General features: G+C 60.0%; 21 protein-coding genes. 10 read left to right on the top strand and 11 right to left on the bottom strand.

The genetic code is table 11. From position 1 onward, the window contains the following. Positions 1-10 precede the first annotated feature (10 nt). Positions 11-175: an FmdB family zinc ribbon protein gene (locus tag VFQ24_01880; protein HET9177087.1), complete on the bottom strand. Its 165-nt coding sequence runs from the start codon at positions 173-175 to the stop codon at positions 11-13. 189 nt (positions 176-364) lie between these two features. On the opposite strand from VFQ24_01880, the gene ftcD reads away from it, so the two are divergent. Further along, a complete protein-coding gene (gene ftcD, locus VFQ24_01875) occupies positions 365-1,282 on the top strand; it encodes a glutamate formimidoyltransferase (GenBank protein ID HET9177086.1) in 918 nt (305 codons plus the stop codon). Between the two features lie 100 nt (positions 1,283-1,382). Here the strand turns inward: ftcD and VFQ24_01870 are convergent, their stop codons facing one another. Next, entirely contained in the window at positions 1,383-2,051 is a 669-nt protein-coding gene (locus VFQ24_01870; protein ID HET9177085.1) for a metal-dependent transcriptional regulator, read from the bottom strand. 199 nt (positions 2,052-2,250) lie between these two features. Here VFQ24_01870 and VFQ24_01865 point away from each other — a divergent pair, with 199 nt between their 5' ends. The 3 genes from VFQ24_01865 (at position 2,251) to VFQ24_01855 (ending at position 5,446) form a co-directional block, all read left to right on the top strand. Further along, positions 2,251-3,702, top strand: coding sequence for an Nramp family divalent metal transporter (locus VFQ24_01865; GenBank protein ID HET9177084.1), 1,452 nt, complete (start codon positions 2,251-2,253; stop codon positions 3,700-3,702). Between the two features lie 39 nt (positions 3,703-3,741). Next, positions 3,742-4,158 carry a universal stress protein gene (locus VFQ24_01860; protein ID HET9177083.1) on the top strand — a complete coding sequence of 139 codons (417 nt, stop codon included), beginning with the start codon at positions 3,742-3,744 and terminating at the stop codon, positions 4,156-4,158. Between the two features lie 181 nt (positions 4,159-4,339). Next, the gene (locus VFQ24_01855) at positions 4,340-5,446 is read left to right on the top strand and encodes an aldo/keto reductase (protein ID HET9177082.1); all 1,107 of its coding nucleotides are present in this window, start codon (positions 4,340-4,342) and stop codon (positions 5,444-5,446) included. Between the two features lie 147 nt (positions 5,447-5,593). Here the strand turns inward: VFQ24_01855 and VFQ24_01850 are convergent, their stop codons facing one another. Beyond that, the gene (locus VFQ24_01850) at positions 5,594-8,254 is read right to left on the bottom strand and encodes an ABC transporter permease (GenBank protein ID HET9177081.1); all 2,661 of its coding nucleotides are present in this window, start codon (positions 8,252-8,254) and stop codon (positions 5,594-5,596) included. A 94-nt stretch (positions 8,255-8,348) separates the two neighbouring features. Continuing rightward, positions 8,349-8,690: a PadR family transcriptional regulator gene (locus VFQ24_01845; protein HET9177080.1), complete on the bottom strand. Its 342-nt coding sequence runs from the start codon at positions 8,688-8,690 to the stop codon at positions 8,349-8,351. A gap of 173 nt (positions 8,691-8,863) precedes the next feature. Between VFQ24_01845 and VFQ24_01840 the strand changes: the two genes are divergently transcribed. Beyond that, the gene (locus tag VFQ24_01840) at positions 8,864-9,688 is read left to right on the top strand and encodes an SAM-dependent chlorinase/fluorinase (protein HET9177079.1); all 825 of its coding nucleotides are present in this window, start codon (positions 8,864-8,866) and stop codon (positions 9,686-9,688) included. Between the two features lie 15 nt (positions 9,689-9,703). On the opposite strand, the gene VFQ24_01835 is transcribed toward VFQ24_01840, so the two are convergent. Next, positions 9,704-11,080 carry a hemolysin family protein gene (locus tag VFQ24_01835; GenBank protein ID HET9177078.1) on the bottom strand — a complete coding sequence of 459 codons (1,377 nt, stop codon included), beginning with the start codon at positions 11,078-11,080 and terminating at the stop codon, positions 9,704-9,706. A gap of 133 nt (positions 11,081-11,213) precedes the next feature. Between VFQ24_01835 and VFQ24_01830 the strand changes: the two genes are divergently transcribed. Genes VFQ24_01830 through VFQ24_01820 form a run of 3 tightly spaced genes read left to right on the top strand, consistent with a single transcriptional unit; the run spans position 11,214 to position 13,634 of the window. After that, on the top strand, positions 11,214-12,080 hold the full coding sequence (locus VFQ24_01830) for a dihydroorotate dehydrogenase electron transfer subunit (protein HET9177077.1): 867 nt from the start codon (positions 11,214-11,216) through the stop codon (positions 12,078-12,080). Positions 12,081-12,084: 4 nt separating this feature from the next. After that, positions 12,085-13,101, top strand: coding sequence for a dihydroorotate dehydrogenase (locus VFQ24_01825; GenBank protein HET9177076.1), 1,017 nt, complete (start codon positions 12,085-12,087; stop codon positions 13,099-13,101). Positions 13,102-13,109: 8 nt separating this feature from the next. Further along, positions 13,110-13,634 (top strand): methyltransferase domain-containing protein, encoded by a 525-nt coding sequence (locus VFQ24_01820; GenBank protein ID HET9177075.1) that lies wholly within the window; start codon positions 13,110-13,112, stop codon positions 13,632-13,634. A gap of 87 nt (positions 13,635-13,721) precedes the next feature. Here the strand turns inward: VFQ24_01820 and VFQ24_01815 are convergent, their stop codons facing one another. Next, positions 13,722-14,591: a hypothetical protein gene (locus VFQ24_01815; protein ID HET9177074.1), complete on the bottom strand. Its 870-nt coding sequence runs from the start codon at positions 14,589-14,591 to the stop codon at positions 13,722-13,724. A 46-nt stretch (positions 14,592-14,637) separates the two neighbouring features. On the opposite strand from VFQ24_01815, the gene VFQ24_01810 reads away from it, so the two are divergent. After that, positions 14,638-15,918 carry an MFS transporter gene (locus VFQ24_01810; GenBank protein HET9177073.1) on the top strand — a complete coding sequence of 427 codons (1,281 nt, stop codon included), beginning with the start codon at positions 14,638-14,640 and terminating at the stop codon, positions 15,916-15,918. A 976-nt stretch (positions 15,919-16,894) separates the two neighbouring features. Here the strand turns inward: VFQ24_01810 and ggt are convergent. The 5 genes from ggt to VFQ24_01785 all read right to left on the bottom strand — a co-directional run bounded on the left by ggt (position 16,895) and on the right by VFQ24_01785 (position 23,552). Further along, on the bottom strand, positions 16,895-18,619 hold the full coding sequence (gene ggt / locus VFQ24_01805) for a gamma-glutamyltransferase (protein HET9177072.1): 1,725 nt from the start codon (positions 18,617-18,619) through the stop codon (positions 16,895-16,897). Between the two features lie 441 nt (positions 18,620-19,060). Beyond that, entirely contained in the window at positions 19,061-21,709 is a 2,649-nt protein-coding gene (locus tag VFQ24_01800; protein HET9177071.1) for an ABC transporter permease, read from the bottom strand. Beyond that, positions 21,706-22,056 carry a PadR family transcriptional regulator gene (locus VFQ24_01795; protein HET9177070.1) on the bottom strand — a complete coding sequence of 117 codons (351 nt, stop codon included), beginning with the start codon at positions 22,054-22,056 and terminating at the stop codon, positions 21,706-21,708. Before VFQ24_01795 ends, VFQ24_01800 begins: the two co-directional genes overlap by 4 nt. A 161-nt stretch (positions 22,057-22,217) precedes the next feature. Beyond that, positions 22,218-23,108, bottom strand: coding sequence for an aldo/keto reductase (locus VFQ24_01790; protein HET9177069.1), 891 nt, complete (start codon positions 23,106-23,108; stop codon positions 22,218-22,220). A 120-nt stretch (positions 23,109-23,228) separates the two neighbouring features. Further along, complete coding sequence (locus VFQ24_01785) at positions 23,229-23,552, bottom strand: TraR/DksA C4-type zinc finger protein (protein HET9177068.1); 324 nt, start codon at positions 23,550-23,552, stop codon at positions 23,229-23,231. Between the two features lie 477 nt (positions 23,553-24,029). Here VFQ24_01785 and VFQ24_01780 point away from each other — a divergent pair, with 477 nt between their 5' ends. Then, on the top strand, positions 24,030-25,376 hold the full coding sequence (locus tag VFQ24_01780) for an amidohydrolase family protein (GenBank protein ID HET9177067.1): 1,347 nt from the start codon (positions 24,030-24,032) through the stop codon (positions 25,374-25,376). The last annotated feature ends 24 nt before the right edge of the window (positions 25,377-25,400 follow it).

Raw genomic sequence — 25,400 nt, 5'->3', positions numbered from 1 at the left:
AAGGAAGATTTCAGCTCTTCTTGGCAGTGACGGCAAAGAACGCAGCGGGCAACTGCTCAATATTGCGGCTCTTGCATTTGGGGCACGCAGGCAGGAGCTTCTCGTATTCGATAATGCTGAGAACCAGGGTGAACCGCTTGTGGCAATCTTTGCACATAAATTCATAGACTGGCATCGACTTTCACCTCCGGCTGTTCCTCTACGTAAATTATAACAAGACGATGCCCGGCATCCCATGCCTTCCGGCCGGCGTAACAAAAGTGTTCCGCGGCGTAACACCGGCAGCCCTCGCCCGACAGTAATGCTCTTCAAATGTGGCAATTGCCGAATGTGAGTCTGTGGGGTCCTGTGCTAGATTCTCAGTGTGCAAACCATTGTGGAGTGCATTCCTAATTTCAGTGAGGGAGAGGACAGAACCAAAATCGAGTCCATCCTCCACGCCCTTATTGCCGGCTCGGATGCGTACGTGTTGGATACCCAGATGGACGTCGATCACAATCGCACAGTGGTGACGTTTGTTGGCAGCCGCGAAGCGGTGGGTGAAGCGGCGTTGCGGGCCATCGGACGCGCCGGCGAACTGATTGACCTGAATAAGCACCGCGGCGTGCACCCCCGTATCGGCGCTACCGACGTTGTGCCCTTCGTGCCCATCCAGGGTGTCGATCTCAGCGATTGCGTTGAGATCGCACGGTGGGTTGCCCAGGAGGCCTGGCGACGTTTTCAAATTCCAACCTATCTTTACGAAGCGGCTGCCCGCGACCCTCGCAGGAAGCATCTTGAGTATCTAAGGCGCGGACAGTTTGAACAGTTGCGCCAGGAGGTCCGTGACAATCCCGATCGCCGGCCAGATTTTGGCGGGGCTGACCTTCATCCGACGGCGGGGGCCACGGCCGTTGGCGCGCGAAGCTTTCTGATCGCTTACAACATTAATCTCAGGTCCACTGATCTTAATCTGGCCAGAGCTATTGCCAGGAAAATTCGCAGTTCAGATGGAGGCCTCCCGGAAGTCAAGGCCATCGGCGTGGAGGTAAAAGCTCTTGGTGCGGTCCAGGTGTCCACCAACCTGACCGACTTTTTGACCACCTCCATCATGACGGTGTTTGACGCGGTCGCAGCGGAAGCCGTGCACGCAGGCGCTGCCATCAAAAGCAGTGAGATCGTCGGCCTCGTACCCCGCCGGGCAATTGAGGCCATAGACATCACGCGTCTCAAGCTGCGAAATTTCGGTCCTCGGTTGGTCCTGGAAAACAGGCTGGCGGAACTGCGGAGGACCCTGTCGTAGGCTGACTGGTTCCCTCCACGCCCGGTGGAGACCCTTACCCCCAGCCTGAAGCAGACTCTGCCCGGCCGGAAAGCCCTGCGCATCGACGCCGCGCGCCCGATTAAGCCGCACCTGTATCGACAGCAGATACCCAAAGCTTCCTTGCCGCGAATTCGCCCAGGCTGATGGACTTCCTGCTCAGGCGCAGCGTCAAGGTGCCATCGTAATTTCGCCTTGAGATCTGGATCTGAACGCCCGGACGAATGCCCAGTTGATCGAAATATTCAAGGAGTTTGCGGTCACGTTCGTGCATGCTGTCCACGCGAACCGATGATCCGGGATGCGCCTCCCACAGTTGCCGCAAACCCAGCTTGCGCCTCTCGCGGGCGCTCTTGTTAATCTGGTTCCCGTGCGGGCAGACGCCGTCCCTGCCGAGCTTCTCGATCAGTTTCCGTTCAAGGTCCTCGGAAACTGAATGCTCCAGACGCTCCGCCTCCTCATGAATTTTGTACCACTCCATCCCGAGGATTTCGTGAAGAAACCGTTCCACCAGGTGATGACGAAATCGCAGCCGATCAGAAACCTTTCGACCCTCTGCCGTCAGCGCGATTCGGCCCTGGCGGTCCACGCGCGCAAGATTGTCCCGCCTTAGGCGACGCAAGGCCAGCGCCACTGCAGGAGGTGTAACTTCCAGCCAGCGCGCAATGGTCGCTGCAATGGCGACGCCCTCTTCCGCCTCGGCCTCCGCAATGGCTTTCAGGTAGTCCTCTTTGGATATGGTCAGTTTCATCAGCGGCCTTAACCTGGGTTTATAGAGACTTCGAGCGGTCCCGATTATCTTCACGAAGGACCGGTCATCCCTTCATCTTAGTCCTGTTCTCCGCCCGCGTGACCTAAATTCCGGTTGACACCTGCTGCACCATGGTATTAACTATAGTTTATTTCAATCACGCATCTATAGTAAATACCTTCTGTGAGTCCGTCCTGGAATGGACCAGCCGAAAAATAAGACGGAAGCAGCAGTTCAACATCCGGTTCGCCCGGACGGGGCAGGAGTTGAAGCTCGTGCGTCACAGCCCAGCCGTAGTCTTTCGCTCGAAGGCCTGCATGGCACCGTGGAGGTGCCTTCACACGAGGCGGGTTTCTGGCGGAGCTGGTGGGCGTTTGTAGGGCCGGCAATTCTGGTCAGCGTCGGCTACATGGATCCCGGAAACTGGGGTACCGACCTGGCAGCCGGGGCAGATTTCAAGTACGGCCTGCTGTGGGTAGTTGCCCTGGCCAGCTTGATGGCGATCTTCATGCAGGTGATTTCGGCACGGCTGGGCGTGGTCACCGGAATGGACCTCGCGCAATGCTGCCGCGATTGGTACCCGCGCTGGAGCCGAATTCCCAACTGGCTATTCTGTGAACTCGCCATCGCCGCGTGTGACCTGGCAGAGGTCCTGGGCAGTGCTGTCGCGATTAATCTCCTCTTCGGTATTCCGTTGCTCTGGGCGGTGATCATTACTGGATGTGATGTTCTGATTCTTCTCGGCCTGCAGCGGTTCGGGATGCGGACCATCGAGGCGGTGATCCTGCTGCTGATTGCAACCATGGGGATTTGTTACTTCATCGAGATTTTCGTGCTGCCTCAGACACGTCCAAGCTTCATCGAGATGGGTAGCGCGCTTTTCCGGCCCGGGCTTGGTCAAAGCGGCATGGTTGTACTTGCCATTGGCATCGTCGGGGCCACCGTGATGCCCCACAACCTGTATCTCCACTCGGCCCTGGTGCAGAGCCGAAAACTCCAGAAGGATGACCGCTCGGTCCGCAGTGGAATACTGTTTAATACCATTGACGCATCGGTTGCTCTGACCATCGCCTTTTTCCTGAACGCCGCTATCCTGGTGCTGGCGGCACTCGTCTTTTACGGCAAGAGCAGCGTGATCGTCCCAGGTGAAGGACTGGTATCGTTTACGCCTGACACGGACTGGATTCGCGTTGCCTATCTCACGCTTGCTCCCCTGCTCGGAACCGCTCTCGCCAGCACACTGTTCGCCGTGGCGCTGCTGGCCAGTGGACAGAGCAGCACCATTACCGGCACGTTGGCTGGGCAAGTGGTTATGGAAGGCTTCATGCACTGGCGAATCCAGCCCTGGCTCCGGCGCCTCGTCACCCGCTCGCTGGCCATTATCCCGGCAATTTTGGTGATTGGTGTTCGTGGCAGCGGCAGCGTCACTGACCTGCTTGTCCTCAGCCAGGTGGTGCTGGCTTTGCAGCTTCCTTTCGCCATGTTTCCTCTGTTACACTTCACAAGTTCCCGCAAACGCATGGGCAAGTGGCGAAATGGCTGGATTCTGATGGCGGTCGGCTGGACGAGCGCGGCAGTCATTACCGCAATGGACCTCTACGGGCTGCCCGAGGCGTTAAAGAGCGCCTGGATGGTGATTACCGGCCAATGACCCAAAAGCCGCAGCCCGTCAGTTTCGCGGCAAACTGATATGTACCATAAGATCCTGGTAACCTTGGACACGACCCCCACGGACCGTGCCATTATTGGACACATCAAAGCCCTGGCCAAAGTCATGCACAGCCGCGTCGCCCTTCTGCACGTTGCCGACGGCTGGGCCGCGCGCATGTACGGACCCGACGCTATCAGTCCAGAAGTCGCGCAAGACAAGGCGTACCTGGATCGGGTCAGGGCTGAGTTCGACGCAGAGGGAATTCCGGCCGAGGCCGCGCTCGCCTATGGTGATCCGGCGAGCGAGATCGTGAAATGGGTCCAGCAGGAAGGCTGCGACCTCGTGGCCATGAGCACCCATGGGCATCGGTTTGTTAAAGATCTTCTCCTGGGCACGACGGCGCCGAGGGTCCAGCATAGAATCAGCGTCCCCGTTCTCTTGCTTCGCGCCAAATAGGCTGCGCCCGGTCAATGATGCGCCTGGTACAAGCGCAGGGCTTCAGGTTGTAGTCTCCGAGGGCCCGGCTTAGCCAGGGGCAAAAACAGGCTGACCAGATCCTGGCATGGGAGGGCGGGCTGGACTTCCCCGGTGAATCCGGATGGTGTAGAACCAAAATCCGCTTTCAGAATTGCCACTCGTGTTGATTCAAGGTTACGCAACTCCGGACGGAACCGAGCGCCACCGCCAGCGGCATGCCGATCGCCTGCCCGGGCATTATCGGCAGGCGCGCGGACTCTGCCTCAGTTCCATCGGCCTTGGAACTTACCTGGGCGACCCCACTGACGAAGTCGACACCCGATATGCGCAAACCGTCGTACTGGGGGTCCGTGCGGGAATAAACGTCTTCGACACCGCGGTCAATTACCGTCACATGCGCAGCGAGCGTGCCGTCGGGCGGGCTGTCTCGGGATTGATCTCCTCCGGCATTGCCCAGCGCGATGAACTCCTGCTGGCGACCAAGGGCGGCTTTCTAGCATATGATGGCGAAGAGCCTGCTGATCCATCCGCTTACTTCCAGGCGCGGCTTGTTCGCACCGGCCTTGTAAAGCCGGAAGAAATTGTCGCCGGCTGCCACACGCTTTCGCCACGATACCTCGATCATCAGATTGACGTCAGTCGCGGCAATCTTGGCATCGAAACGATTGACGTCTACTACCTTCACAACCCCGAAACCCAGCTCAGTGAAGTTGCACACGAAGAGTTCCTGCGGCGATTGCGCATGGCCGTCGCCGTTCTCGAGCAGGCTGTTGCAGACGACAAGATTCGCATGTACGGCGCTGCCACCTGGAACGGCTTTCGCGTGCAGGCAGATTCGCAGGAGGCCATCTCGCTCGAGGAAATTCTCGGGGTGGCGCGGGAAGTGGGAGGGCAAAGTCATCATTTCGGCGCCATACAGCTTCCCTTTAACATCGCCATGCCGGAGGCCCTGGCCGCGAACACCCAGGCTTCGAACGGCGGTCGTGCGCCGCTGCTCCACGTTACGCGCGAGCACGGCCTGATGGTCTTTTCGAGCGCCACGCTGTTGCAGGGCCACCTCGCAGGGGGCTTACCAGCCGGCCTTAAGCAGTGGATCCCGGGCCTGGCCACAGACGCTCAGCGGGCCATCCAATTTGTCCGATCCACTCCAGGAATTACCTGCGCGCTGGTGGGCATGAGCAGGAGCGAGCACCTCGAGGAAAACATCGCCACGGCTTCGCGGCCGCCGCTTTCACTGGCCGAATATCGCAAGATATTTCAAAAGTGATAGCAGGAACCAGACGTTGCAGGTTCAATCAAAGACCTCCGGCGTCCTGAGTCATGAACCCAGCCGAGTCCCTGCGAGCCAAATAAGAAGAGGCGATCTGGAAGCTCGGGACGGAATCCCGTGTCCAGTGCATCCGGCGACAAACTGCTATTCAGCACGGAGAGCAATCATCGGGTCGATGCGGGAAGCCCGGCGCGCGGGGATATATCCGGCGGCAAAGGCAACCGCAAGCAACAGGACTGCCATGGCTGCGAACGTTGCCGGATCAGTCGGCTGCGTCTCAAAGAGAATCGATGCAATCAACTGCGCCGCCGCAAACGATGCGGTCAGCCCCACGGCAATGCCTACGAGTGCGAGCCGCAGCGTGCGCGCGAGGACGCCCAGCAACACATGCCGCTGGGTCGCGCCGAGCGCCATGCGAATGCCGATTTCCTGCGTCCGCCTTGCAACGGAGTATGAAATCACGCCGTAGATTCCGAGCAAAGCGAGGATCAGTCCCAGAGCCGCAAACGTCGAAACGAGAAGCACGAAGAAACGGCGGGGCGAGATGGCATGATCCACAATCTGGCGAATGGGTCGAAACTCCGCCGCCGGCTGCCCCGGATTCAGCGAACGGAGCACGCGCATCACGCTCGTGGCCAGCGCATTCGGAGGCAGCGCCGTGCGCACCACCAGTTCCGCCCCCACCGGTCCCGCCTGGGTGATGGGCACATAGATCTCAGGCCCGGATGATTCTTCAACGGCCGTTTCGCGAACGTCCGAAACCACGCCGATGACTCGGGTATCTCGCATCTGGATCTCGGCAATGCGTCCCAGCGCATCTTGCCCGGGCCAGAGCCTTTTCGCCGCCGCCTCATTCAATATGACCACGCGACCGCTCGTAGCCGTGTCCGACCATTTGAAGTCGCGCCCCTCGCGCAGTTCGATCCCCATCGCAGGCAGGTAACCGGGGGTTACGACATACACGAAGGCCTCAGGGAATTCTTTCCGGTTATACTCGACCCCTTTCGCCCCCAGCCCCCAGCTACGGTTGCGGTCGAGCGGCAGCATGTCCGAGATGCCAGCGGCCTCGATTCCGGGAATGGACTTTATGTGACGGAGCATCTCCTCGCAAATTGCGCCCCTCCGATCTGCTCGCTGGGTGTCGTTGGCTCCGCTATCGTCGTAATCCACTTTGATCGCCGCTGCGTGGTCGGGCTCGAATCCCAGATCCACATCGAGCACCCGAAGAAAACTGCGCAGCAGCAACCCGGCTCCGATCAGCAACACGCACGCCAGCGCGACTTCCGAGACCACCAGGGTTGCGCGCACCCGTTCGTGTTTCCTGCCCTCGCTTGTTCCATGCCCGGACTCTTTCAGCGTCGCCTGGATGTTTTTGTCCGACATCTTGAGGGCCGGCGCAAGACCGAAGATAACCGCACTGACCACCGCAATCATGAGTGTCCATGCCAACGCCTGTCCGTCCACGCGCAGGCTGCTGAGCAGCGGCAGCGCGATGGAACCCTGATGCGCCAGATAGTCTGTAATCGCGAAAGCAAAGCCCAGGCCGAGAAGCGCGCCCGCAATTGAAAGAACCAGGCTTTCGGTAAGCAATTGCCGGACCAGCCGCCGCCGTCCCGCGCCGAGCGCCGTGCGCATGGCGAATTCCTTGCTTCGTGCCGCCGCACGCGCCAGCTCGAGATTCGATAAATTCACGCAGACGATGAGGAGAATCAGGCCTACCGCAGACCACAGGACGATAAGGGATCGGCGTAACTTGCCGCTGACGTGGTCCTTTAGCGATTGCGCCCGGGCCCGGTATCTGTCGAAGTCCCACTCCCGGTGCTTCGGGTTGAAATCAAGATGTGGAAATAGGAGGTTGGCCTCAGCTTGCGTCCCCGCTACGGTGGTTCCCGGCTTCATGCGGCCGATGAAGAGGAGCGTATTTCCCCAGTCGGCAATTTCGCCCATGATCGCAGGGACGAAGATGTCCATTCTGGTTCCCGGCGCGAAAACCGAACCGAAATCGAAAGTTGGCGGGAGCACTCCGGCGACCGTCACCGGATTATTATTCAGTTCGATGGCTTGGCCGGCAATCGCAGGGTCGCCCGAAAGCTGGCGCTTCCAAAAAAAGTAACTGAGCAGGACCGCCGGACGGCCATTTTTCTGGCATTCTTCCGGCGTGAACAGCCGCCCGAGCATCGGTCGAACACCAAGCGTCTCAAAGAAATTGCAGGCCACCCTCACGCCCGAGACGGGTTGCGGTTCGCCGCGGCCTGTCAGCTTGTAGTCAGAAGGGCCATAAAAGGGCATGTATGCTGTCACGCTTTCGAGCGAGCGGTTGCGCTCTTGATATTCCTTGAATGCATATCCGGAATAGGTCATGCTCGAAAGGCCTCCCTCCGCGGGCGGACCTTCAATCCACACGAGGCGGGCGGGCTCTCTGAACGGCAGCGGCCGCAGCAGAATGGTGTCCACCACGCTGAAGACAGCAACGTTCGCGCCGATGCCCAGCCCCAGAATCAGGACCGCAATCACCGTAAAGCCACGATCTCGGCGCAACTGCCGCAAGCCGTAACGCGCGTCGGCGACAAGCCCACCGAGCAACCGTGTTCCCAGCGCTTCGCGGCACTCTTCCTTGTACCTTTGATATCCGCCAAACTCCATCCGCGCTTGCCGTTCCGCTTCCACGCGGGATACTCCCCGGCGTTCCAGGTCATTCGCCCGGCATCGCAGATGCAGGCGAAACTCTTCTTCCATTTCCCGCTCGACCTGCGGCCGCCGGAACAAAAAATCAAGCGCCGTGCGAACCGAAGACAGTAAGCTCATAGTTCTTTGCTGCGCTATAAAATACTTGCTGCCAGCCAAAAGGCGGCTGACTGCGGCGACCCGTGCCCGTCACCCATCACTCATCACTGCCTCTTTATATTTCGTCCGGGCGTGTGTTGAGGACTGTCCCAATCGCAGCCACCAGGCGCTGCCAATCGTCGATTTCTTCCCGCAGCCGTTTTCGGCCCGCCGCCGTGAGCTCGTAAAACTTCGCTCGCTGGCTATTTTCCGATATGCCCCACTTCGCCTTCAAAAAGCCCTTGCCGACCAGCCGAAACAGGGCGGGATAGAGCGCCCCTTGCTCGATCTCGAACGCTCCTTTCGAAATCTGCCCAATTCTGAGGAGAATGCCATAGCCGTGCAAAGGGCCGAGCGAAACCGCCTTGAGGATCAGGAGATCGAGTGTCCCGGGAAGTATTTGAGCGCGTTTGTTCATGTCATGTCCTAACATATTTAGGACTATAAGCCGCAACCGTTGAGCATGTCAAGCCCCTTCGCAATGGGCTGAGATGTCTCTATAAATCGGGCGTGCAGCTTGACAGGGAGCGGTCTTTTCGCTACGTTGCACTCTGGCGTGGTTTGGCGGCAATTCACTGGCGCGAGGGCAAGTTGGCTGGAAAACCGATCATTTCAATCACTACGGATTTTAGCGAGAACGACCATTTCGTAGGCGTCATGAAAGGCGTTATCCTCAGCATCAACCCCGACGCCACGATTGTTGACATCAATCACCAGGTGAATTCCTTCGACATTTTCGACGGCGCCTACAGCTTATCGCAGAGCTACCACGTCTTCCCACCCGGCACCATCCACCTCGTGGTGGTGGACCCGGGCGTAGGCTCCGAACGGCGCCCCATCCTTGTACAGTCGAAAGATTACAGGTTTGTGGCGCCCGACAATGGCGTGCTCTCGATGGTTTACGAGCGCGAAGAGCGCGTGGAAGTCCGCCAGGTGACCGCCGAGCATTTCTTCCGTAAGCCGGTCAGCAACACTTTTCACGGCCGGGATATTTTTGCGCCGGTGGCCGCCTGGCTCAGCCGCGGTATGGAACTCGAAAAATTCGGCAGCGTCATCGATGATTTTGCAAGATTCACTTCGGTCCGGCCCAAATCGCAAGATGCCTCCACCATCAAAGGTGTCACCATCAAGGTTGACAAATTCGGGAACATCATTACGAATATTGCACCCAGCGACGTCCCGCAGATTTTTGGCCAGGATCCGCCGCCCTTCCGCATCAGGATCAACGGGCGCGAAATCACTCGCATCCATGAATCCTTTGCAGCAGGCGAAGCGTCAGAACTTTTTGCCGTGGTCGGCAGCTCGGGGTTTATTGAAATTTGTACCAATCGCGGCTCGGCGGCCAGGGCGTTGAACGTCAACCGCGGAGCAGAGGTGGAAGTGAAGCTGACCGCTGAACCGGCCGAGACTGCCTGAGAATTTCCCGGAAGCTTACGCTGAGGTTCCTTTGGGCCGTCCGGGCGCTACCCTGGGGCGGTCGCCCTTGCTGCCAAGTTTCTCAATCTTCACCTTTGACACTCTGAGACCATCCATATCCACCACGGTGTAAACCCGGCCTTCGTAGGCAAAGCTCTCCCCGCCCTTGGGGATTTTGCCCAGGCAATCCAGCACAAAGCCGGCCAGCGTCTCATAGCCCTCACCGCGTGGCAGCACAATCTCATAATCGTCGGCAAGCTCGCGCAAGCTGAGTGCCGCATCGACCACCAGAACGTCGTCGCCCACTTTTTTGATAGCCGCTTCCTCCCGGTCGTATTCGTCCTGGATTTCGCCCACAATCTGTTCCAGGACGTCTTCAATGGTCACCAGCCCCACAAAAGTGCCGAACTCGTCCACCACCAGGGCCAGGTGCGCACGGCGCCGGCGGGCCTCATCCAGCACCTTGATGAGGGGCATCGTTTCCGGGACGATCATCGGCGGGTGCAGCAGCGACATCAGGTCTAGCGGCTCATCGAGGGGAATATGACGGCTGAGGCGGTCGAGCGTTACTCCCAGCAGATCGCGGGCGTAAAGCACTCCAATGATGTGGTCCGGCGAAGCTTCGTAGATGGGAACGCGCGAGTGCTGGTCCTTGACAATGCTGTCCAGAAGAAAACGGAGGTCCTTGCTGAAAGGCAGCGAAGTAATCTGATTCCTCGGCACCATGATTTCGCGGACCAGCGCGCGGTGCAGATCGAAAATGCTGTGGATCATCTCCTCCTGTTCCTCGCCCAGCAGCCCGCGCTTGCGCACTCCCGTCACGATCAGTTCCACTTCCTCCAGGCTGTGCAGGTCGCCATGCCCCGTCGACGCCGCAACGCCAACCGCCCGCGTCACGGCACTCGCCAGGCGGTCCATCGCCACCACGGGAACGCGAACTACGCGCATGAACACGGTAAGCGGCAGGGCAAAGATCAACGCCACCCTTTCGGCACGCTCATAGCCGATGGTCTTCGGCGCCAGCTCGCCCAGGACCATCAGCAGGCCGGTGATCAGCAGGAATGCAATCAGCGTGGCAAGCCCGTGCGACACGGGACCGGCAAGATGGCGGACCCGCTCGTCCAGCAAACCGCGAATATCTCCCGCCAGCATCCCCTCTCCCAGCCAGCCCAGCAGCAGACTTGCGGCGGTCACGCCCAGTTGCAGGGCGGAGAACAGGCGGCTGGGATAGGCCAGGATTTTCTGGACCAGCATGGCACGCGCATTGCCCATCCGCACAAGCTGCTGCAAACGGCTGCGGCGGACGCTCAGCAGCGCATATTCAGTGGCCACAAAAAATGCGTTCACCGCGATCAGGCCCAAAATCAGCGCCCATTGTAAAAAAAAACTCATGGCAGGTTCCCTGCTCTGCATTCTAGCCCGAAAACGGGCTGCGATAAAAAGTCCCTTCAAATTGCCGCGATGTGCGGCGTGCCAATGGGTGCATAGCACCTGTCGCGCCATGGGTTCTGCTAGAATGGGGAAGATGCAAAACGACATTGTAGATGTTGTTGCGAATCGGCCGTTGACCGGCGGCCATTTCGTTCTGGAGCTGTATGCTCCGCGCCAGGCCCAGGCCACGCGGCCCGGGCAGTTCGCGATGGTCCGCATGCTGGAACACTCGGACGTGCTGCTGCGCCGCCCCATGAGCATCTTCGATGTCAGGGCCTCTGCTGCAAATGGCAAAGCGGCTCGGAACGGGGCTGCTCTGGAGATCATCCAGCTTCTCTACAAAATTGTCGGACGCGGAACGCGCCTGATGGCCCTGCTCAAGCCCGGCGACCAGGTGGAACTGCTGGCCCCGTTGGGCCACGGCTTTTTTGAGGAGGAATACCTGGCCGTCGCCCAGGCATCGGATGAAATTCTCCACGTCGCCGGCGGCATCGGCATCGCTGCGCTGCTGCTTCCGGCGCGACAGATCGCCAGAGCGGGCCTGCGCCAGAGACTTTTTTTTGGAGGCCGCACTCGCGACGACCTGGTGGGCACAGAGGATTTTGAGAACTACGTCGAGGAAATAGTCCTGGCAACAGAAAACGGCTCAAAGGGCCACCAGGGATTTGTGACCGCGCCGCTCGAGAAATATCTTGCCGGCCACCCGAACGAGAGATTTCTGCTGATGGCCTGTGGTCCCTGGGCGATGCTGCGCGCTACAGTCGATCTGGCGCGACGGTATGGACATGCCTGCCTGGTCTCGATGGAAAACCGCATGGGATGCGGCCTCGGTGTGTGCCTGGGATGCTCGATTCGCGTGGAAGGAACGGGTCATGCAGCCTACGAGCGAGTCTGCACTGAAGGTCCGGTGTTTTGCGCCGAACGCGTGATCTGGGAGAAAGAAGAGATTCCCAAAATCTAGTCGAATGTCCGACCAACCCAACCAGCAACGGAACCAGGATTTGCAATCCGTAACGGGTGAAGACGAGCTCTCGCCCCGCATTGACGTTGACATCGCCGGGATTCATTTTGAGAACCCGGTCCTGACGGCCAGCGGAACCTTCGGCTACGGCCAGGAATTCGCTCACCTGATTGACCTCAACCGGCTTGGCGGAATTTGCGTGAAAGGCATCTCCGCCGGTCCCATGGAGGGCAATCCTTCGCCGCGCATTTACGAAACCGAAGCCGGGATGCTGAACGCCATCGGCCTGCAGAACGTGGGCGCCGAAAGGTTCCTGAAGGAGAAGCTTCCCTTCCTCCGCACACTGCGCACGCGCTGCATCGTGAACGTCTTCGGCTACTCGACTGAAGATTATGTCCGCGCCATCGAAATCCTGAACGAAGGAGACGGCATCCACGGCTACGAGCTGAACATCTCCTGCCCCAACACGCGCTGCGGCGGAATGGTTTACGGAAATGATCCGCGCCTCACCGCAGAAGTGGTTGCAGCCAGCAAGAAAGCAGCGCGTTATCCGCTGATCGTAAAGCTCTCACCGAACGTCACCGACATCACGGAGCTTGCCCGCGCCGCCGAAGGGGCCGGGGCTGACGCGCTCTCGCTGGTCAACACCTTTGTCGGAATGGCCATCGACGTTGAAACCCGCACGCCCCGCGTTTCAAACATCACCGCAGGGCTATCGGGCCCGGCCATCAAGCCGCTGGCCGTTCGCATGGTCTACCAGACTTTCCGTGCCGTTAAGATACCCATCATCGGCATGGGAGGCATCGCCACCGCCGAGGACGCGCTGGAATTTATTATCGCCGGAGCCCGCGCCGTCCAGATTGGCACCGCCAACTTCTACGCGCCGGAAACCGCGCTACGCGTCGCCGATGGCATTCGCGATTACTGTCGCCGCAAGCGAACCCACCTCGCTGGCCTCGTCGGCACGTTGAAAGTTCCTCAAGCCGGAACTGGCGTGGTCGCGGCTCCCCATGCGGGGTAACTCCTACTATGCTGATCCTCGACATCGGGTGTGGGAAGAACAAGCAGGAATCAACTGCAGTCGGGCTGGACCGCCAGAGGGGTTCAATTGCCGATATCCGCTGCGAACTGGGCCATTTCCCCTGGCCCGTCAAGTCCGATTCGGCAGATAAGATTTACCTGTCGCATTTTCTCGAACATCAGTTGGACATTTTGGGGGCGATGCGCGAGGTACACCGTATCGGCAAGCCCGGTTGTGAGGTCGTGATCGTAACGCCCCATTACAGCTCGCCGGATTCGTACACGGACCCGACACACTTTTTCCACTTGGGCCTCCATAGCTTTGACTACTTTGTACTCGACTCCTTTGAAAATTTTACGTATGGCGCTGGGGGGTTTCAAATCCTCGAGAAACATCTGACCTTTGGCGGGAATTTCCTTCTAGATAACTTCGGTCGGCTTTGGGCCGAGCACTCACCCGATTTTTATGAGAAGCACCTGGCCTGGATTTTTCCGGCCAGGAACATCTTCTGCAGGCTTCGGGTGGTCAAGTAGCGTCCTTGGTGAGGCAGGACACGGTGATAATGGGTGGAAGATCACAAACTCAGCCTGCCTCCACTGGATTTCCGAAGGGGCTGCTGCTCAGTTGAGGTCGCGCGACACCATCAGTTTAAAGGTCAATTTGTCCGCCCCGGCCGTCACGCCGAAACCCACACCCGTTTCGATGTCCACAAATCGGGTGTGGTGGTCCGTCACGGCCCAGACTTCGTGGAACTGGTCGTGAGTGGCATAAAAATCGCGGAGCGGGCCGAAATCGGCGTACTCCTCGGCGGCAACGGCCCAGTTGGGATTCAGGTTGTAGGCAATCCGCCCCGCGGGAACAAACTCCAGCCCGTTGAAGCCGCCGCGATAATCGGTATCGACAATGGGATTGTAAATAAGGTCCACCTTGTGCAGGTGCAATCCTACGATCGGCCGCGCTTCTGACGTGATGCGGTGCGACTCCCAGTACGAGTAGTTGAAGCTGAACTCGAAGTTGATGCCATAGAAGAAAGTATGCTTGGCGGCGTTCGGCCGCACGAACAGTTCGCGCAGCTTGAATCCATCGAGCGATCCCCCGCGGCCTTTTGAATAGGCCGTGTAGACGGGGAAATAGAGGCCCTGCTCAAACCACGGCTTTACGCCATAGGCCCATTCCACCGCCCCGTTAACCGAGTTGTCGGGAATAATTCCACCTGGAAAATCGGCGGTCTTACGGCCCATGGGAGTGAAGTTGCTGTGCACCATAACATTGGCTTTTCCGGGAGCCATAATCGAAGCGTCGTACACCTGGATCTCGTCCGTTTGGGCGCGGGCCGCGAGCGGCGCCACAGCCATCACAAGGGCCAGCGCGGCACTGATGCCCATCCATTGCCGGTAAAGTGGTCTGCTTCGAGTCCCCATAAACGAAGCAACGAGTATAGCCGATTTCCCAGCGCCCCTGAAAATGTCGGGCAGAATTATCCCGGCCACCGCGGCAACCTGTGGTATTTTGCCCGAGGCCCGTCAAGTCAATGCCATGCCGGAAGGCCTTGAGCACAAAACGCGCGCGCCCTCGCCAGGCCGTTGGCAGGCGCCCAAGATTTCCAGCACACGCCGCTGGCTGCTGGTGATTTTGCTCTTTGTCGCCGCGCTCATCAATTACCTTGACCGCGCCACCCTCTCAGTGGCCCTGCCACGGATTTCCGGCGACCTGCTTCTCGGCCCCACCTCTAAAGGCTTGCTGCTCTCCGCTTTCTTCTGGTCGTACGCGCTGATGCAGGTCCCCATCGGCTGGCTTGCGGACCGCGTCAGCCTGCGATGGCTTTATGCAGGTTCGTTTGCGCTGTGGTCGCTGGCTTGCGGCTTCACCGGGCTTGCCGAGAGCCTGGCGGTGCTTATCGCGCTGCGCGTTGTTCTCGGCATCGGAGAATCTATCTATCTTCCCGGCAGCGTGAAATTTATCAGCGTCGCTTTTTCTCCCGAACAGCGCGGCCTGCCCACGGCAATCTTTGACAGCGGAGTGCGCGCGGGCCTGGCCATCGGCGCCCCGCTCGTCGCCTGGCTGGTGTCACGCCACGGCTGGCGGCACATGTTTATGCTGGTGGGATTCACGGCGCTGGTTTGGATCCTGCCGTGGATTTTTACCTTTCCCTCGGGGCTGAACCAGGACGGACAAGTACGGCAGCCGCAGGTTCCCGCGCGCGCCGTCCGCAAGCCGCTGACCTTCAACCGCAACCTGCTGGGAGCCAGCCTCGGATTTTTCTGCTTTGGCTATTACAACTACCTGCTGGTTACCTGGCTGCCCGACTACCTGGTGGAGGTGCGCCATCTCACGCTTCTGAAGGCGGGATTCCTGGCCGCCATCCCGTACATCGTCTGGGCCGTTGCGGAACTCGCGGGAGGCTGGGCGTCGGACCGCGCAGTCCGCCTGGGCTGGAATGAGACTCGCGTGAGAAAAGGAATGATCACCCTGGGCTTCGCCACAGGGCTGATGCTGATCCCCGCCGCGCTGGTCGGGAACCTTACTGCATCCATAGCTCTGCTGGCCGGCGGATCACTCGTCGGACTCGCTTCCCCGAATCTTCTGGTTGTTTTCCAGGCCTGCGCCCCCCGGGACGAAGTCGGCACGTGGATGGGCTTCGGCAATTTTATCGGCAACATCGGCGGCATTCTGTCGCCGCTGGCCACCGGAATTCTCATCAGCCGCACCGGCTCCTACGTCCCCGGATTTGCGCTGGCGCCCATCATTCTCGTCGCCGGCCTGCTGGCTTATTGGTTTATCGTCGGTGAACTGCAACCGCCTAAGACCGCAACGTAATCACGCGAGTGGTGCGTCCATTTAAGGGAGATGGCGCCCCGCCTTGCGGGATGGCGCCGCTTGCCATGTCTGCGAACGGCACGGTCATCCACCTTGGCGTCATTATACACCGCGTATAAAGCCTTGACAGGTTTGGTAACCAGTCCTATTATGATATTGGAATTGCCCGCTATGCCGAACTGTCACCGTATGGTGTGCGTGCCCGAAAGGGCTAGGCTGGCGGGTTTTCTGTTATCTGGGCCACACCTGAACCCTGAGCTCTCTTGCACTGACGATATCCCTGAAAAATCTGCGGTTCTTCTTATCATGCCGGAAAGACCTGAAAACCGCCCCAGATATCATGCCTACAAGCTGCAGCAGGTTGTTTGAATGCGACGGTTCCATCTTGATTCTTTTGATCAACTCTGAGTCCCCCCATCATTAATTTTTCTCCTGAGGTAGGACCCAAGGCTGTCGCGAAACCGCCTCTCCCCACATCGATCTATGATTACAGTGGCGCGGTGTAAGTGCTCCTTGATATTTTCAAAAACCAGGCGCGTTGTGTATTTGTAAAACGAGTCCTTGTCTTTGAATCCTTCGCCCCATAGTTTCGCCTTGTTCAAAACAATAGCCGAATAAAAGAAGTCTTCGCCTATAACCGTTCTAAGGAACTTTTCTCTGACGCGATCACTGCAACGGTTAAAGTGGAATTCATAATACTTATGAAGGCGCATCGAGGCTCTTACCTCACCAATGAGATTATCGCACGCAGTAGCCGCGTCATTGTCCTCGAACAGAACAGCGGTGACGACGAAGTACTCGGAACTGCCTCCCCTGCCTTTCATCCCACAATCGCCAGACTCGTCCAAAAAAATGAGCATCGACTCCTACTAGACCCCAAGTGAACGGGGAAAAACCAATCAGCACCGATATTGTCTGCAAGCCAGTCCGAACGGCGTGCCTAGCATTAGCCACGACGACCCTGCAAGAACTCTCGTCACTGCTTCCCCGCCCCAAAATACGGCGCTGGTTCGGGAATGGCGGCGCCGTCTTTGCGGGGTGACGAGGCGCCGTAATTGATGCCCGTGGCGGAATTGTGCAGGACGGCCTGGCCGCCGCCCATGGGAGAAGCGTAGGCGCCGCGCATGATGAGCACGTGGCCCTTCTGTGTCAGGCCCTGATACATAAACGGTGGGAAGCGGTCTTCAATCAGGAAATTGCAACCGCCCCATTCGAGTTTGGTAAAGCGCGGAGCTTCCAGCGCCGCCTGGATGTTCATTCCGTAGTCCACAACGTCCGACACAAACTGCGCGTGCGCTTGCGGCTGGTTGAATCCGCCCATAATCCCGAAGCCGATGTGGACGTCGCCTTTCTCCATGAAGGCGGGAATGATGGTGTGATAAGGGCGCTTGTGCGGCTTGAGTTCATCGGGATGCCCCGCGTCGAAGACGAACAAACCGCCGCGGTTTTGCAGCGGGATGCCGTAGTCGTCTGAGACCACTCCAGATCCGAAGCCGTTGAACAGGCTGTGGATCAGAGACACGATGTTCCCATCCTTGTCCACCACCGAGAGGTAGATGGTGTCGTGCGCGCCCTCGAGCGCGGAGGGTTTGCCCGGCGGCACGTCGCAGTGGGCGTGGTCCATGTCAATGGTGGCGGCGCGCTTGGCCGCGTATTCCTTGGAGATGAGCCCCTCGACGGGAATGTTGGAAAATTTCGGATCGCCCACGTAGCGCCGCAGGTCGGCATACGCCAGCCGCTGTGCTTCCATCTTCACGTGCAGCCCGTCAACGTTGAAGAATCCCCAATCGGGCAGCGGGAAGTGCTCAAAAATGTTCAGCATCTCGAGCGCCGCCAGTCCCTGGCCGTTGGGCGGAAGCTCGTAGACTTTCCACCCGCGATAGGTGGTCGAAATAGGATCGACCCACTCGGCCTGATATTCGCTGAAGTCGGAAAGCGACATCACCCCGCCCAGCCTGTCTATCGTCCCGACAATTGCCTTGCCGATGTCACCTTTGTAAACGGCATCGCGGCCTTGCTTCGCGATCAGTTCGAGCGCGCGTCCATATTCGGGATTGCGAAACATTTCTCCAATTGCGGGCGGCCGTCCGTTGGGCAGAAAGACCCGCCGGGCGTTCTCGTTTTGCTCCAGCAGGTGCTGCCCGCCGTGCCAGTAGGAATCAATCAGTTCGGTGACCGGATAGCCATGCTCGGCAAAATAGATGGCGGGCTTAAACAACTCCGCCCAGGGCAGGCGACCGTATTTCTCGTGCATCTTGGCCCACCCATCCACCGAGCCCGGCACCGTGATGCTGAAAACGCCCTCCTGTGGCATGCTCGTGTAGCCTTTTTTCTTGAGGAAATCCACCGTCAGCTTTTCGGGCGCCCAGCCGCTGGCGTTCATCCCGGCCAGCTTTCCTGTTTTGGCATCGTAGATGATCGAGAACATGTCGCCGCCGATGCCGTCATTCATAGGCTCGACCACGCCCATGGCCGCATCGGCCGCAATCGCCGCGTCAACGGCCGAGCCGCCGCGCGCCAGGACCTGCGCTCCGGCCTGCGAGGCCAGAGTCTGGCTGGTGGCCACGATGCCCAGAGGCGTGATCACCATCGATCGCGCCTGGCTGCGGTCGCCGTGGCTGGTGTAGTTCTGGGCGTAACCTGGCATGGCCAGAATGATTATGGCCATCATCAAACCTGCAAGCAATGTCAGTCGTCGCATTCGAGCCCCCGTCAAGTGTGAGATTTTGAAAACGGAAGATTAACACTAAGAAGGATGAAGTGTGAAGAATGAAGTATGAAAAGCCCCCGAGAGGCGGCGAAAGAATTTAGCCCATAGCGTGAGCTATGGGACGGGGTAGCACGCAACAAAGCCACACCAGCCCCCGGAGGGAGGCGAAAGAAAAGTGCAGGAGTCAAAAGCCAGGAGTCAGGAGCCGGAAGTCAGACGCGCTGAGGAGAAGGATGAAGTACGAAGGATGAAAACAGCGGTGATCAGTGGTAAGTGATAAGTGGCGGGCGGAAATTACGGATTACGAGTGCCAGTTTCTGCGTGATGAGTTCTGGGTTCTGAAGGCTGCCTGCAAATAAGCCCCCGAGAGGCGGCGAAAGAATTTAGCCCATATCGCAAGCTGTACAAGGCCAGAGCCTGAACCATCGTCGGCTAATTGGCGCGCAGGGCGGACATCGGCTCGATGCGCGAGGCGCGGCTGGCGGGGAGAAATCCGGCCACCAGCGCAACGGAAGCAAGAACGGCGACCGTTGCCGCAAACGTCAGCGGATCGGCAGGCTTGATGCCGAACAGCAATGATGCCATCAGGTGCGCGGCAGCGAAAGCCGCCATAATTCCAAGCGCGATGCCGACCAGCGTCAACCGCAGGGTGGCTCGCAGCACCATGAACTGCACGCCGGCAGGCGAGGCGCCGAGCGCCATGCGTACGCCAATCTCCCGCGTTCTCCTGGTGACCGAATAAGAGATGACGCCGTAGATGCCAAGCGACGCCAGCACGACGGCAAACAGGGCAAAGCTCGCTACCAGCAGCACGAAGAAGCGCCGTGGAGAAACCGCGTGATCCACAATGTGCTGCAGGGGCACGAACTCCGCCGCGGGCTGGTTCGGATTCAATTGCCGGAGCGCGCCTAGCACGCTTGAGGCCAGCGACTCCGGAGGCAACTGCGTTCGGACCACGAGTTCCGCTCCTGCGGGAGTATATTGCGTCGCGGGGTAGTAGGCCTGCAACCCAGCCGTTCCTTCCACGCTGGTTTCGCGGACATCGGCAACTACTCCGGCCACCAACAGGTCGTCGCCGTTGCCACGCACGATCCGCCCAACCGCACCGCCGTTCGGCCAGAGCCTGCGCGCAACCGCCTCATTGATGATGATGACTTTCTGCGTCGAGGGTGTGTCTTCCCACCTGAAGTCACGCCCGGCCACCACGCTCATGCCCATGGAGCGGAAAAAACCCGGCGTCACGACGTAAATCAGCGGCGCAGGCGCTTCGCCTGGCCGGTACACCTTGCCTTTCACCGTCAGCGCACCCCAATTGCGGTTCGGGCCGAGCGGCAGATAGTCCACCATGCCGTCTGCCTCGACGCCCGGAATCGCCTGCACGCGTTCCAGGATTCGGCGAAAAGTCACTGCCCTTTTTTCTGCGTTGTCTCCCTCGCTGTAATCGAGCTTGATGGCGGCTGCGCGAGCGGGCTGGAAGCCCAGGTTGATATCCAGCACGCGAAGAAAGCTTCGCAACAGTAGTCCTGCGCCGGCCAGCAGAACGCAGGCGAGCGTCACCTCGCAAACCACCAGGGCGGCGCGAACGCGCTCGTGTCGCCTGCCCTCGGACATGCCGGGCCCTGCGTCCTTCAGCGACTCGTGCAGATTGCCGGCCGAAATCTTCAGGCCCGGAACCACGCCGAAGACGATCGCAACCGTGCTGGCCAGCAGAAGAGTCCAGACCAGCGCAGCGGCGTCCACGCGTACGCTGCCGAGCAGCGGCAGCGCAATCGAGACCTCATGCGCCAGCAGCCCGGTAATCGCAGCGGCCAGGCCCAACCCCAGCGCCGCGCCTCCCACAGAAAGAATAAGGCTCTCGGTCAGAAGCTGGCGAACCAGCCGCATGCGGCCGGCTCCAAGCGCGCTGCGCAGAGCAAACTCCTTGCTGCGCGTGGCCGCGCGCGCCAGCAGAAGGTTGGAGAGATTCACGCACACCAGCAGCAGGATTGCGCCCACGGCGAACCACAGCATCATCAGTGGACCCCGCAGCCGCCCGGTCACATACTGCTTCAGCGGGAAGAGATTGGCCTTGTAATCTCCCTTTGAGTTCGGATATCTGACATCGAAGTAAAGACGCGGTGCCAGCAGCGTTGTCTCCGCCTGCGCATGGGCCACGCTCACGCCGGGCTTCAGCCGCCCGATCAGGGTCAGAATATTGCCCCAATGGCGAGCGTCATCCAGAATCATGGGCGAGAAGAAATCAACCTTCTCGCCGGGAGAAAACACCGCGCCGAAATCGAAGCTCGCGGGCAGAACACCCACCACGGTCGCCGGCGCTCCATTAAGATCAATGGCCTTGCCCACAATCGCCGCATCGGCCGCGAACTGCCTTTTCCAGAAGGCGTTCGAAAGCAACACGACGGGGTGGCTGTTTTTTTGCGCCTCATCGGCGGTGAACAATCTCCCCAGCATTGGCTGGACGCCCAGCACCTGGAAGAAGTTCGCAACCACGCCCACGGCGGTTGCAGGAACGGGCTCGCCGCGGACCGTCAGCCGCTCATTGTTGACTGTCGAGAAGGGAAAATAGCCGGTTACGTCCTGGAAGGAACGGTTCTGCGCGCGAAACTCCTCGAAGGCGTCCGCCGAGTAGGTCTCGCAGGAAAAGCCGCAGGGCGCCCCGATCTCCGGCGCGATCCAGACAAGCTGTTGCGGGTTCGCGAGCGGCAGTGGACGCAGCAGGATGGTGTTCACCACGCTGAAGACGGCGGTGTTCGCTCCAATGCCAAGGCCCAGGATAAGCACAGCGATCAGCGCAAATCCGCGGTCGCGCCTGAGCTTCCGAAGCGTGTACCGCAGGTCCTGCAGCAGGTGGTCGAGCGCCGGAAGCCCACGGGCGTCGCGGTGCAGTTCCTTGGATGGTTCGATGCCGCCCAGCCGCACCAGCGCCCGACGGCGTGCCTCCTGCTCGCTCATGCCCTGACGCAGATTCTCCTCCACGGCCATTTCAACGTGCGAGGAAAGCTCGCTATCGAGCTCCCGGTCGAGCTCGCGCTTCCTGAAGAACGCCCGCAACCGCTCCGCCCATTCATGCAGGGACATCATCCGCGTCCTTTCTCCGGCACCGCGAGCACTCGGCCGATCACCGCCGAGAGCCTGTGCCAGTTTTCGGTCTCCTCCGCCAGGCGCTTCCGGCCGCGCGCGGTAATGGAATAGAACTTGGCGCGGCGTCCGCCTTCAGAGGTTCCCCAGCGCGATGAGATCAGCCCTCGTTGCTGCAATCGCACCAGCGAGGCATAAATCGTGCCCTGGTTGAGCAGCACGTGGTCGCCGCTCGCCTGCTCAATGCGCCGGGCGATTCCGTAGCCGTGCAGGGGACCCAGCGTGACGAGCGTCCGCAGGACCATCAGGTCCAGGGTGCCCTGAAGCAGGTCAAGTTTGGCTTTCACCATGTCCGCTCCTGTGGCAATACCACATCAGGCTACTACTTCTCCTGTGGCATGGCAACATATTTCTCACGCCGGCGTTTTCTGATGCGCCGGCCGGCGCGAAAGCTGCTCCAATTCACGCGCCTGAGGGCGATGCCCTGCGCCACCCGCGATGCCTGGGATATCTAGGGAAATCTGCCCGCGTTCTTTCGCACGCGCAGGCCGTGCGAGGCCATGACCTCAAATTCGGCGGCGGTTGGCGCGCGCCAGTTGCCGAGCAGCCTGAGATTCTCTTCGAGTTCCTGGCGGCCGTTGGGAGCCATCAGCACCACGCTCACGGCTGGGTGTGCCAGCGCAAAGCGGTACCACTCGGTTGCGGCGGGCGGAGTGAATCCCGACGGGTCGTCGCGCGTCGCCCGCCTCAAACCTCCCCAGCGCTGCGCTGTGTAGACCACCACGGGAAGTCCCAGCCGCTCCGTGACGGGAAAGACGTCCTGCTCCGCTCCGCGATGCGCCGCGTTGTAGCGGACCATCAGCAGGTCAAGCTTATTTTCGCCGGCGCACTCTGCCGCCAGCTTCCGTTGGTGAGTTGTGAGGCCAATCAGTCCCACTCTGCCCGTCTGCTTTTCGGCCTCCAGCACGTGTAGCGCACCATCGCGAGCGGTGATCTGTCCCCATTCACTTTTGCTCTCGACATAATAAAAGGTCACCACATCGATGCGATGGGTGCCGAGCATGTGAAGAGCATCCTCGATCTCGCTCTCGGCGCAGGCGGCGTCGCGCGCATCCAGTTGCATGGCAACCGCGACGCTTCCGCGATCGATCAGCTTGCCGCGCAATGCCTGGGCGATGCCGTCATTGTGGCCGCACCAGTTCAGGTAATTCACGCCGCACTCGACCGCCAGCGCCACGTCATCAGCCGAGAGGCTCGTATTGCCGCGCGTGGCGAGTCCCAGGCGCATCACCGAAGGAAGCCCGCCGCCCAGTTCGGCCCAGCGGGGCATCGGGTCCAGGTTTTGGTCCGATTGTGAGTGGGTTTTCGTGTGACCTGGCGTTGCAGAAGGTCTGCCGCTCATTATTCGCTGAAAAATACAGCGCACATACTGGAGAAATCAGGCCGCCGAGACGCCAGCCAATCTGTTCCTCACCCGAGCGGTCCGCCACCCGGAAGGGCGTTCGCCGCAGTCGGCAAGCATCTAGCCTTGTTGCGCTTTGCAATCAAGGCAAAGGCGCGTCCATGGCACCGCAGTCAGGCGGACCGCGGAGATCGGCTCCCCGCACACCTCGCAGGTTCCGTAGGCGCCCCGCGCGATTCGCGCCAGGGCATCATCAATTGCGCGCAGCAGCTTGCTGTCAGTCTGGTGCAGGCGCACCTGGATGGCGGCCTCGCTTGCCGCGCTGGCCTGGTCGGCAGGATCTCCGTGCTGATGTCCGGCCGACGGCGCAATCTCGTCCCTGCCTCGCCACGCTGAGGACAATTCTTCCCGCTTGGCCAGCAACAGCGCTTTATACCGCTCCAATTCTTTTCGCTCCACTCCGTACCCTACCTTTTTATTGGCTTGGATCACCGGCCGGGGCCAGGGGCATAGAAGCCAACTTCACGCCCGACATGACTACAGCGTCCCCGGCGGCTGGTTCTCCGCCAATCAGTATAATCGAGATTGCCGGTTTGGCGAAACAAACAGCCTTCAGTGTGCTGACTCAGTTTGGTCCACAACCTTGTGGCACGGCCATCCCGTTCGCTTCGCTCAGGGCGGGCCTGGCCGGTGTCATGCCACCGCAGCACGCGCGAGGACGCCCAAAGCCCAACTTAATGAGGATTGCATAATAGAGTGACGGATTTCCGTAGCGCCGCCGGGACGGCGGCGCTACAAACGATCTTGCGCGTCGGTTGCCAGGTTGGCCGAATTGCCGGGCCGGTGTATACTTCCTCCTCCATTCTAATGCCAAGGTCAAGAACCCCATACCCTTTGACAATCCAAGCAAAGGACGTCCCCATGAAGAACCTATATGCTTCGGCCAGTCTTCTGCTGGTGTCCTTCCTGGGCGTTGTGTTGTTTTCTACACGGGCAGGGGCGCAACAGCCTGATCCCGCTCTGCTGGCAAAGATCGACGCTATCCGCGCGATCGACAACCATTCGCACACGCCGGCCCTCACGGCGCCCGGCGAAAAGGACGACGATTACGACGCGCTGCCGTGTGAGCCGCTTGAGCCCACCGAGCCCACGCTCACCGGCCTGCCTGATAATCCGGCGTTTCTCGAGGCGTCGAAGTCGCTTTTCGGCTACCCTTACAATGACCGCAGCCCGGCCCACATCAAGGAACTACTGGCCGCCAAGGCGCGCGTCCGCCGCGAGCAGGGCGACCACTATCCTGAATGGGTGCTTGACCATCTGGGGATCGAAACCGAGCTCTCAAACCGTATTGCCATGGGGCGCGGATTGGACCCTCCCCGCTTCCGCTGGGTGCCGTTTGACGACACTCTGCTGTTCCCCCTCGACAATCGCCGGCTGGCCAACGCCACGCCCGACCGCAAAATCTTCTTCAGCCGCGCGGGCGCTCTCCTGGCTGCATATTTGAAGGTGCTTGGCAAGTCCGTCCCGCCCGACACGCTTGATGAATACCTTTCGGAGGTAGTCACGCCCACGCTTGAGGGCCAGCGGAAAGCCGGCGCCGTGGCCGTGAAATTCGAAGCGGCCTATCTTCGCCCGCTCGATTTCGAGCCGGCGGCCAAGGAACTCGCGGCGCAGGTGTATTCCCGCTGGGTCCACGCCGGGGCGCCGCCCAGCGCCGATTACACCATCCTCCAGAACTACCTGTTCCGCTACGTTGCGGCTGAGGCCGGAAGGCTCCACATGCCCGTCCACATCCACACCGGCTTCGGCTGTGGCAGCTATTTCAAACTGGCCGGTTCGAATCCGCTGCTGCTCGAATCCGTGCTCGATGATCCTGCCCTGCGCAAGACCAATTTCGTGCTGCTGCACGGTGGCGCGGGGGCCTACAGCAAGTGGGTTGCAGACCTGTTGGTGAAGCCGAACGTCTATACCGACATGTCCGAGCAGACCTGGCTGTTGCCGACCCGACAGGTGAGCCGCGTAGTCCGCGACTGGCTCGAATGGCGCCCGGACAAAGTGATGTTTGGCACGGACCTCTCCCCAGGCACCCCGGAGATCGGCTGGGAAGAGATTGGCTGGCAGACCACGCATTCGGCGCGGCGGGCGCTGGCCATCGCGCTTACCGGCATGATGAATGACAACGAAATCACCCGTGCGCGCGCCGAGCAGATCGCCCGAATGGTGCTGCGCGGCAACGCCTTGAAGCTTTACGGCTGGGAGGATGAATAATACGGTCAGTTCTCAGCTTCCAGC

The organism is Terriglobia bacterium (genome assembly GCA_035712365.1).
Classification (GTDB): Bacteria; Acidobacteriota; Terriglobia; order UBA7540; family UBA7540; genus SCRD01.
Note: the sequence above shows the minus strand (reverse complement) of the source record. Positions and strands in the feature narration are given on the sequence as shown.

Coding starts and splice junctions, on each gene's coding strand:
- VFQ24_01825 (HET9177076.1), top strand. CDS start 12,085: ATGTCCGACCAACCCAACCAGCAACGGAACCAGGATTTGCAATCCGTA.
- VFQ24_01850 (HET9177081.1), bottom strand. CDS start 8,254: ATGAGCTTACTGTCTTCGGTTCGCACGGCGCTTGATTTTTTGTTCCGG.
- VFQ24_01870 (HET9177085.1), bottom strand. CDS start 2,051: ATGAAACTGACCATATCCAAAGAGGACTACCTGAAAGCCATTGCGGAG.
- VFQ24_01820 (HET9177075.1), top strand. CDS start 13,110: ATGCTGATCCTCGACATCGGGTGTGGGAAGAACAAGCAGGAATCAACT.
- VFQ24_01780 (HET9177067.1), top strand. CDS start 24,030: ATGAAGAACCTATATGCTTCGGCCAGTCTTCTGCTGGTGTCCTTCCTG.
- ggt (HET9177072.1), bottom strand. CDS start 18,619: ATGCGACGACTGACATTGCTTGCAGGTTTGATGATGGCCATAATCATT.
- VFQ24_01830 (HET9177077.1), top strand. CDS start 11,214: ATGCAAAACGACATTGTAGATGTTGTTGCGAATCGGCCGTTGACCGGC.
- VFQ24_01860 (HET9177083.1), top strand. CDS start 3,742: ATGTACCATAAGATCCTGGTAACCTTGGACACGACCCCCACGGACCGT.
- VFQ24_01800 (HET9177071.1), bottom strand. CDS start 21,709: ATGATGTCCCTGCATGAATGGGCGGAGCGGTTGCGGGCGTTCTTCAGG.
- VFQ24_01810 (HET9177073.1), top strand. CDS start 14,638: ATGCCGGAAGGCCTTGAGCACAAAACGCGCGCGCCCTCGCCAGGCCGT.
- VFQ24_01795 (HET9177070.1), bottom strand. CDS start 22,056: ATGGTGAAAGCCAAACTTGACCTGCTTCAGGGCACCCTGGACCTGATG.
- VFQ24_01835 (HET9177078.1), bottom strand. CDS start 11,080: ATGAGTTTTTTTTTACAATGGGCGCTGATTTTGGGCCTGATCGCGGTG.
- VFQ24_01880 (HET9177087.1), bottom strand. CDS start 175: ATGCCAGTCTATGAATTTATGTGCAAAGATTGCCACAAGCGGTTCACC.
- VFQ24_01790 (HET9177069.1), bottom strand. CDS start 23,108: ATGAGCGGCAGACCTTCTGCAACGCCAGGTCACACGAAAACCCACTCA.
- VFQ24_01845 (HET9177080.1), bottom strand. CDS start 8,690: ATGAACAAACGCGCTCAAATACTTCCCGGGACACTCGATCTCCTGATC.
- VFQ24_01865 (HET9177084.1), top strand. CDS start 2,251: ATGGACCAGCCGAAAAATAAGACGGAAGCAGCAGTTCAACATCCGGTT.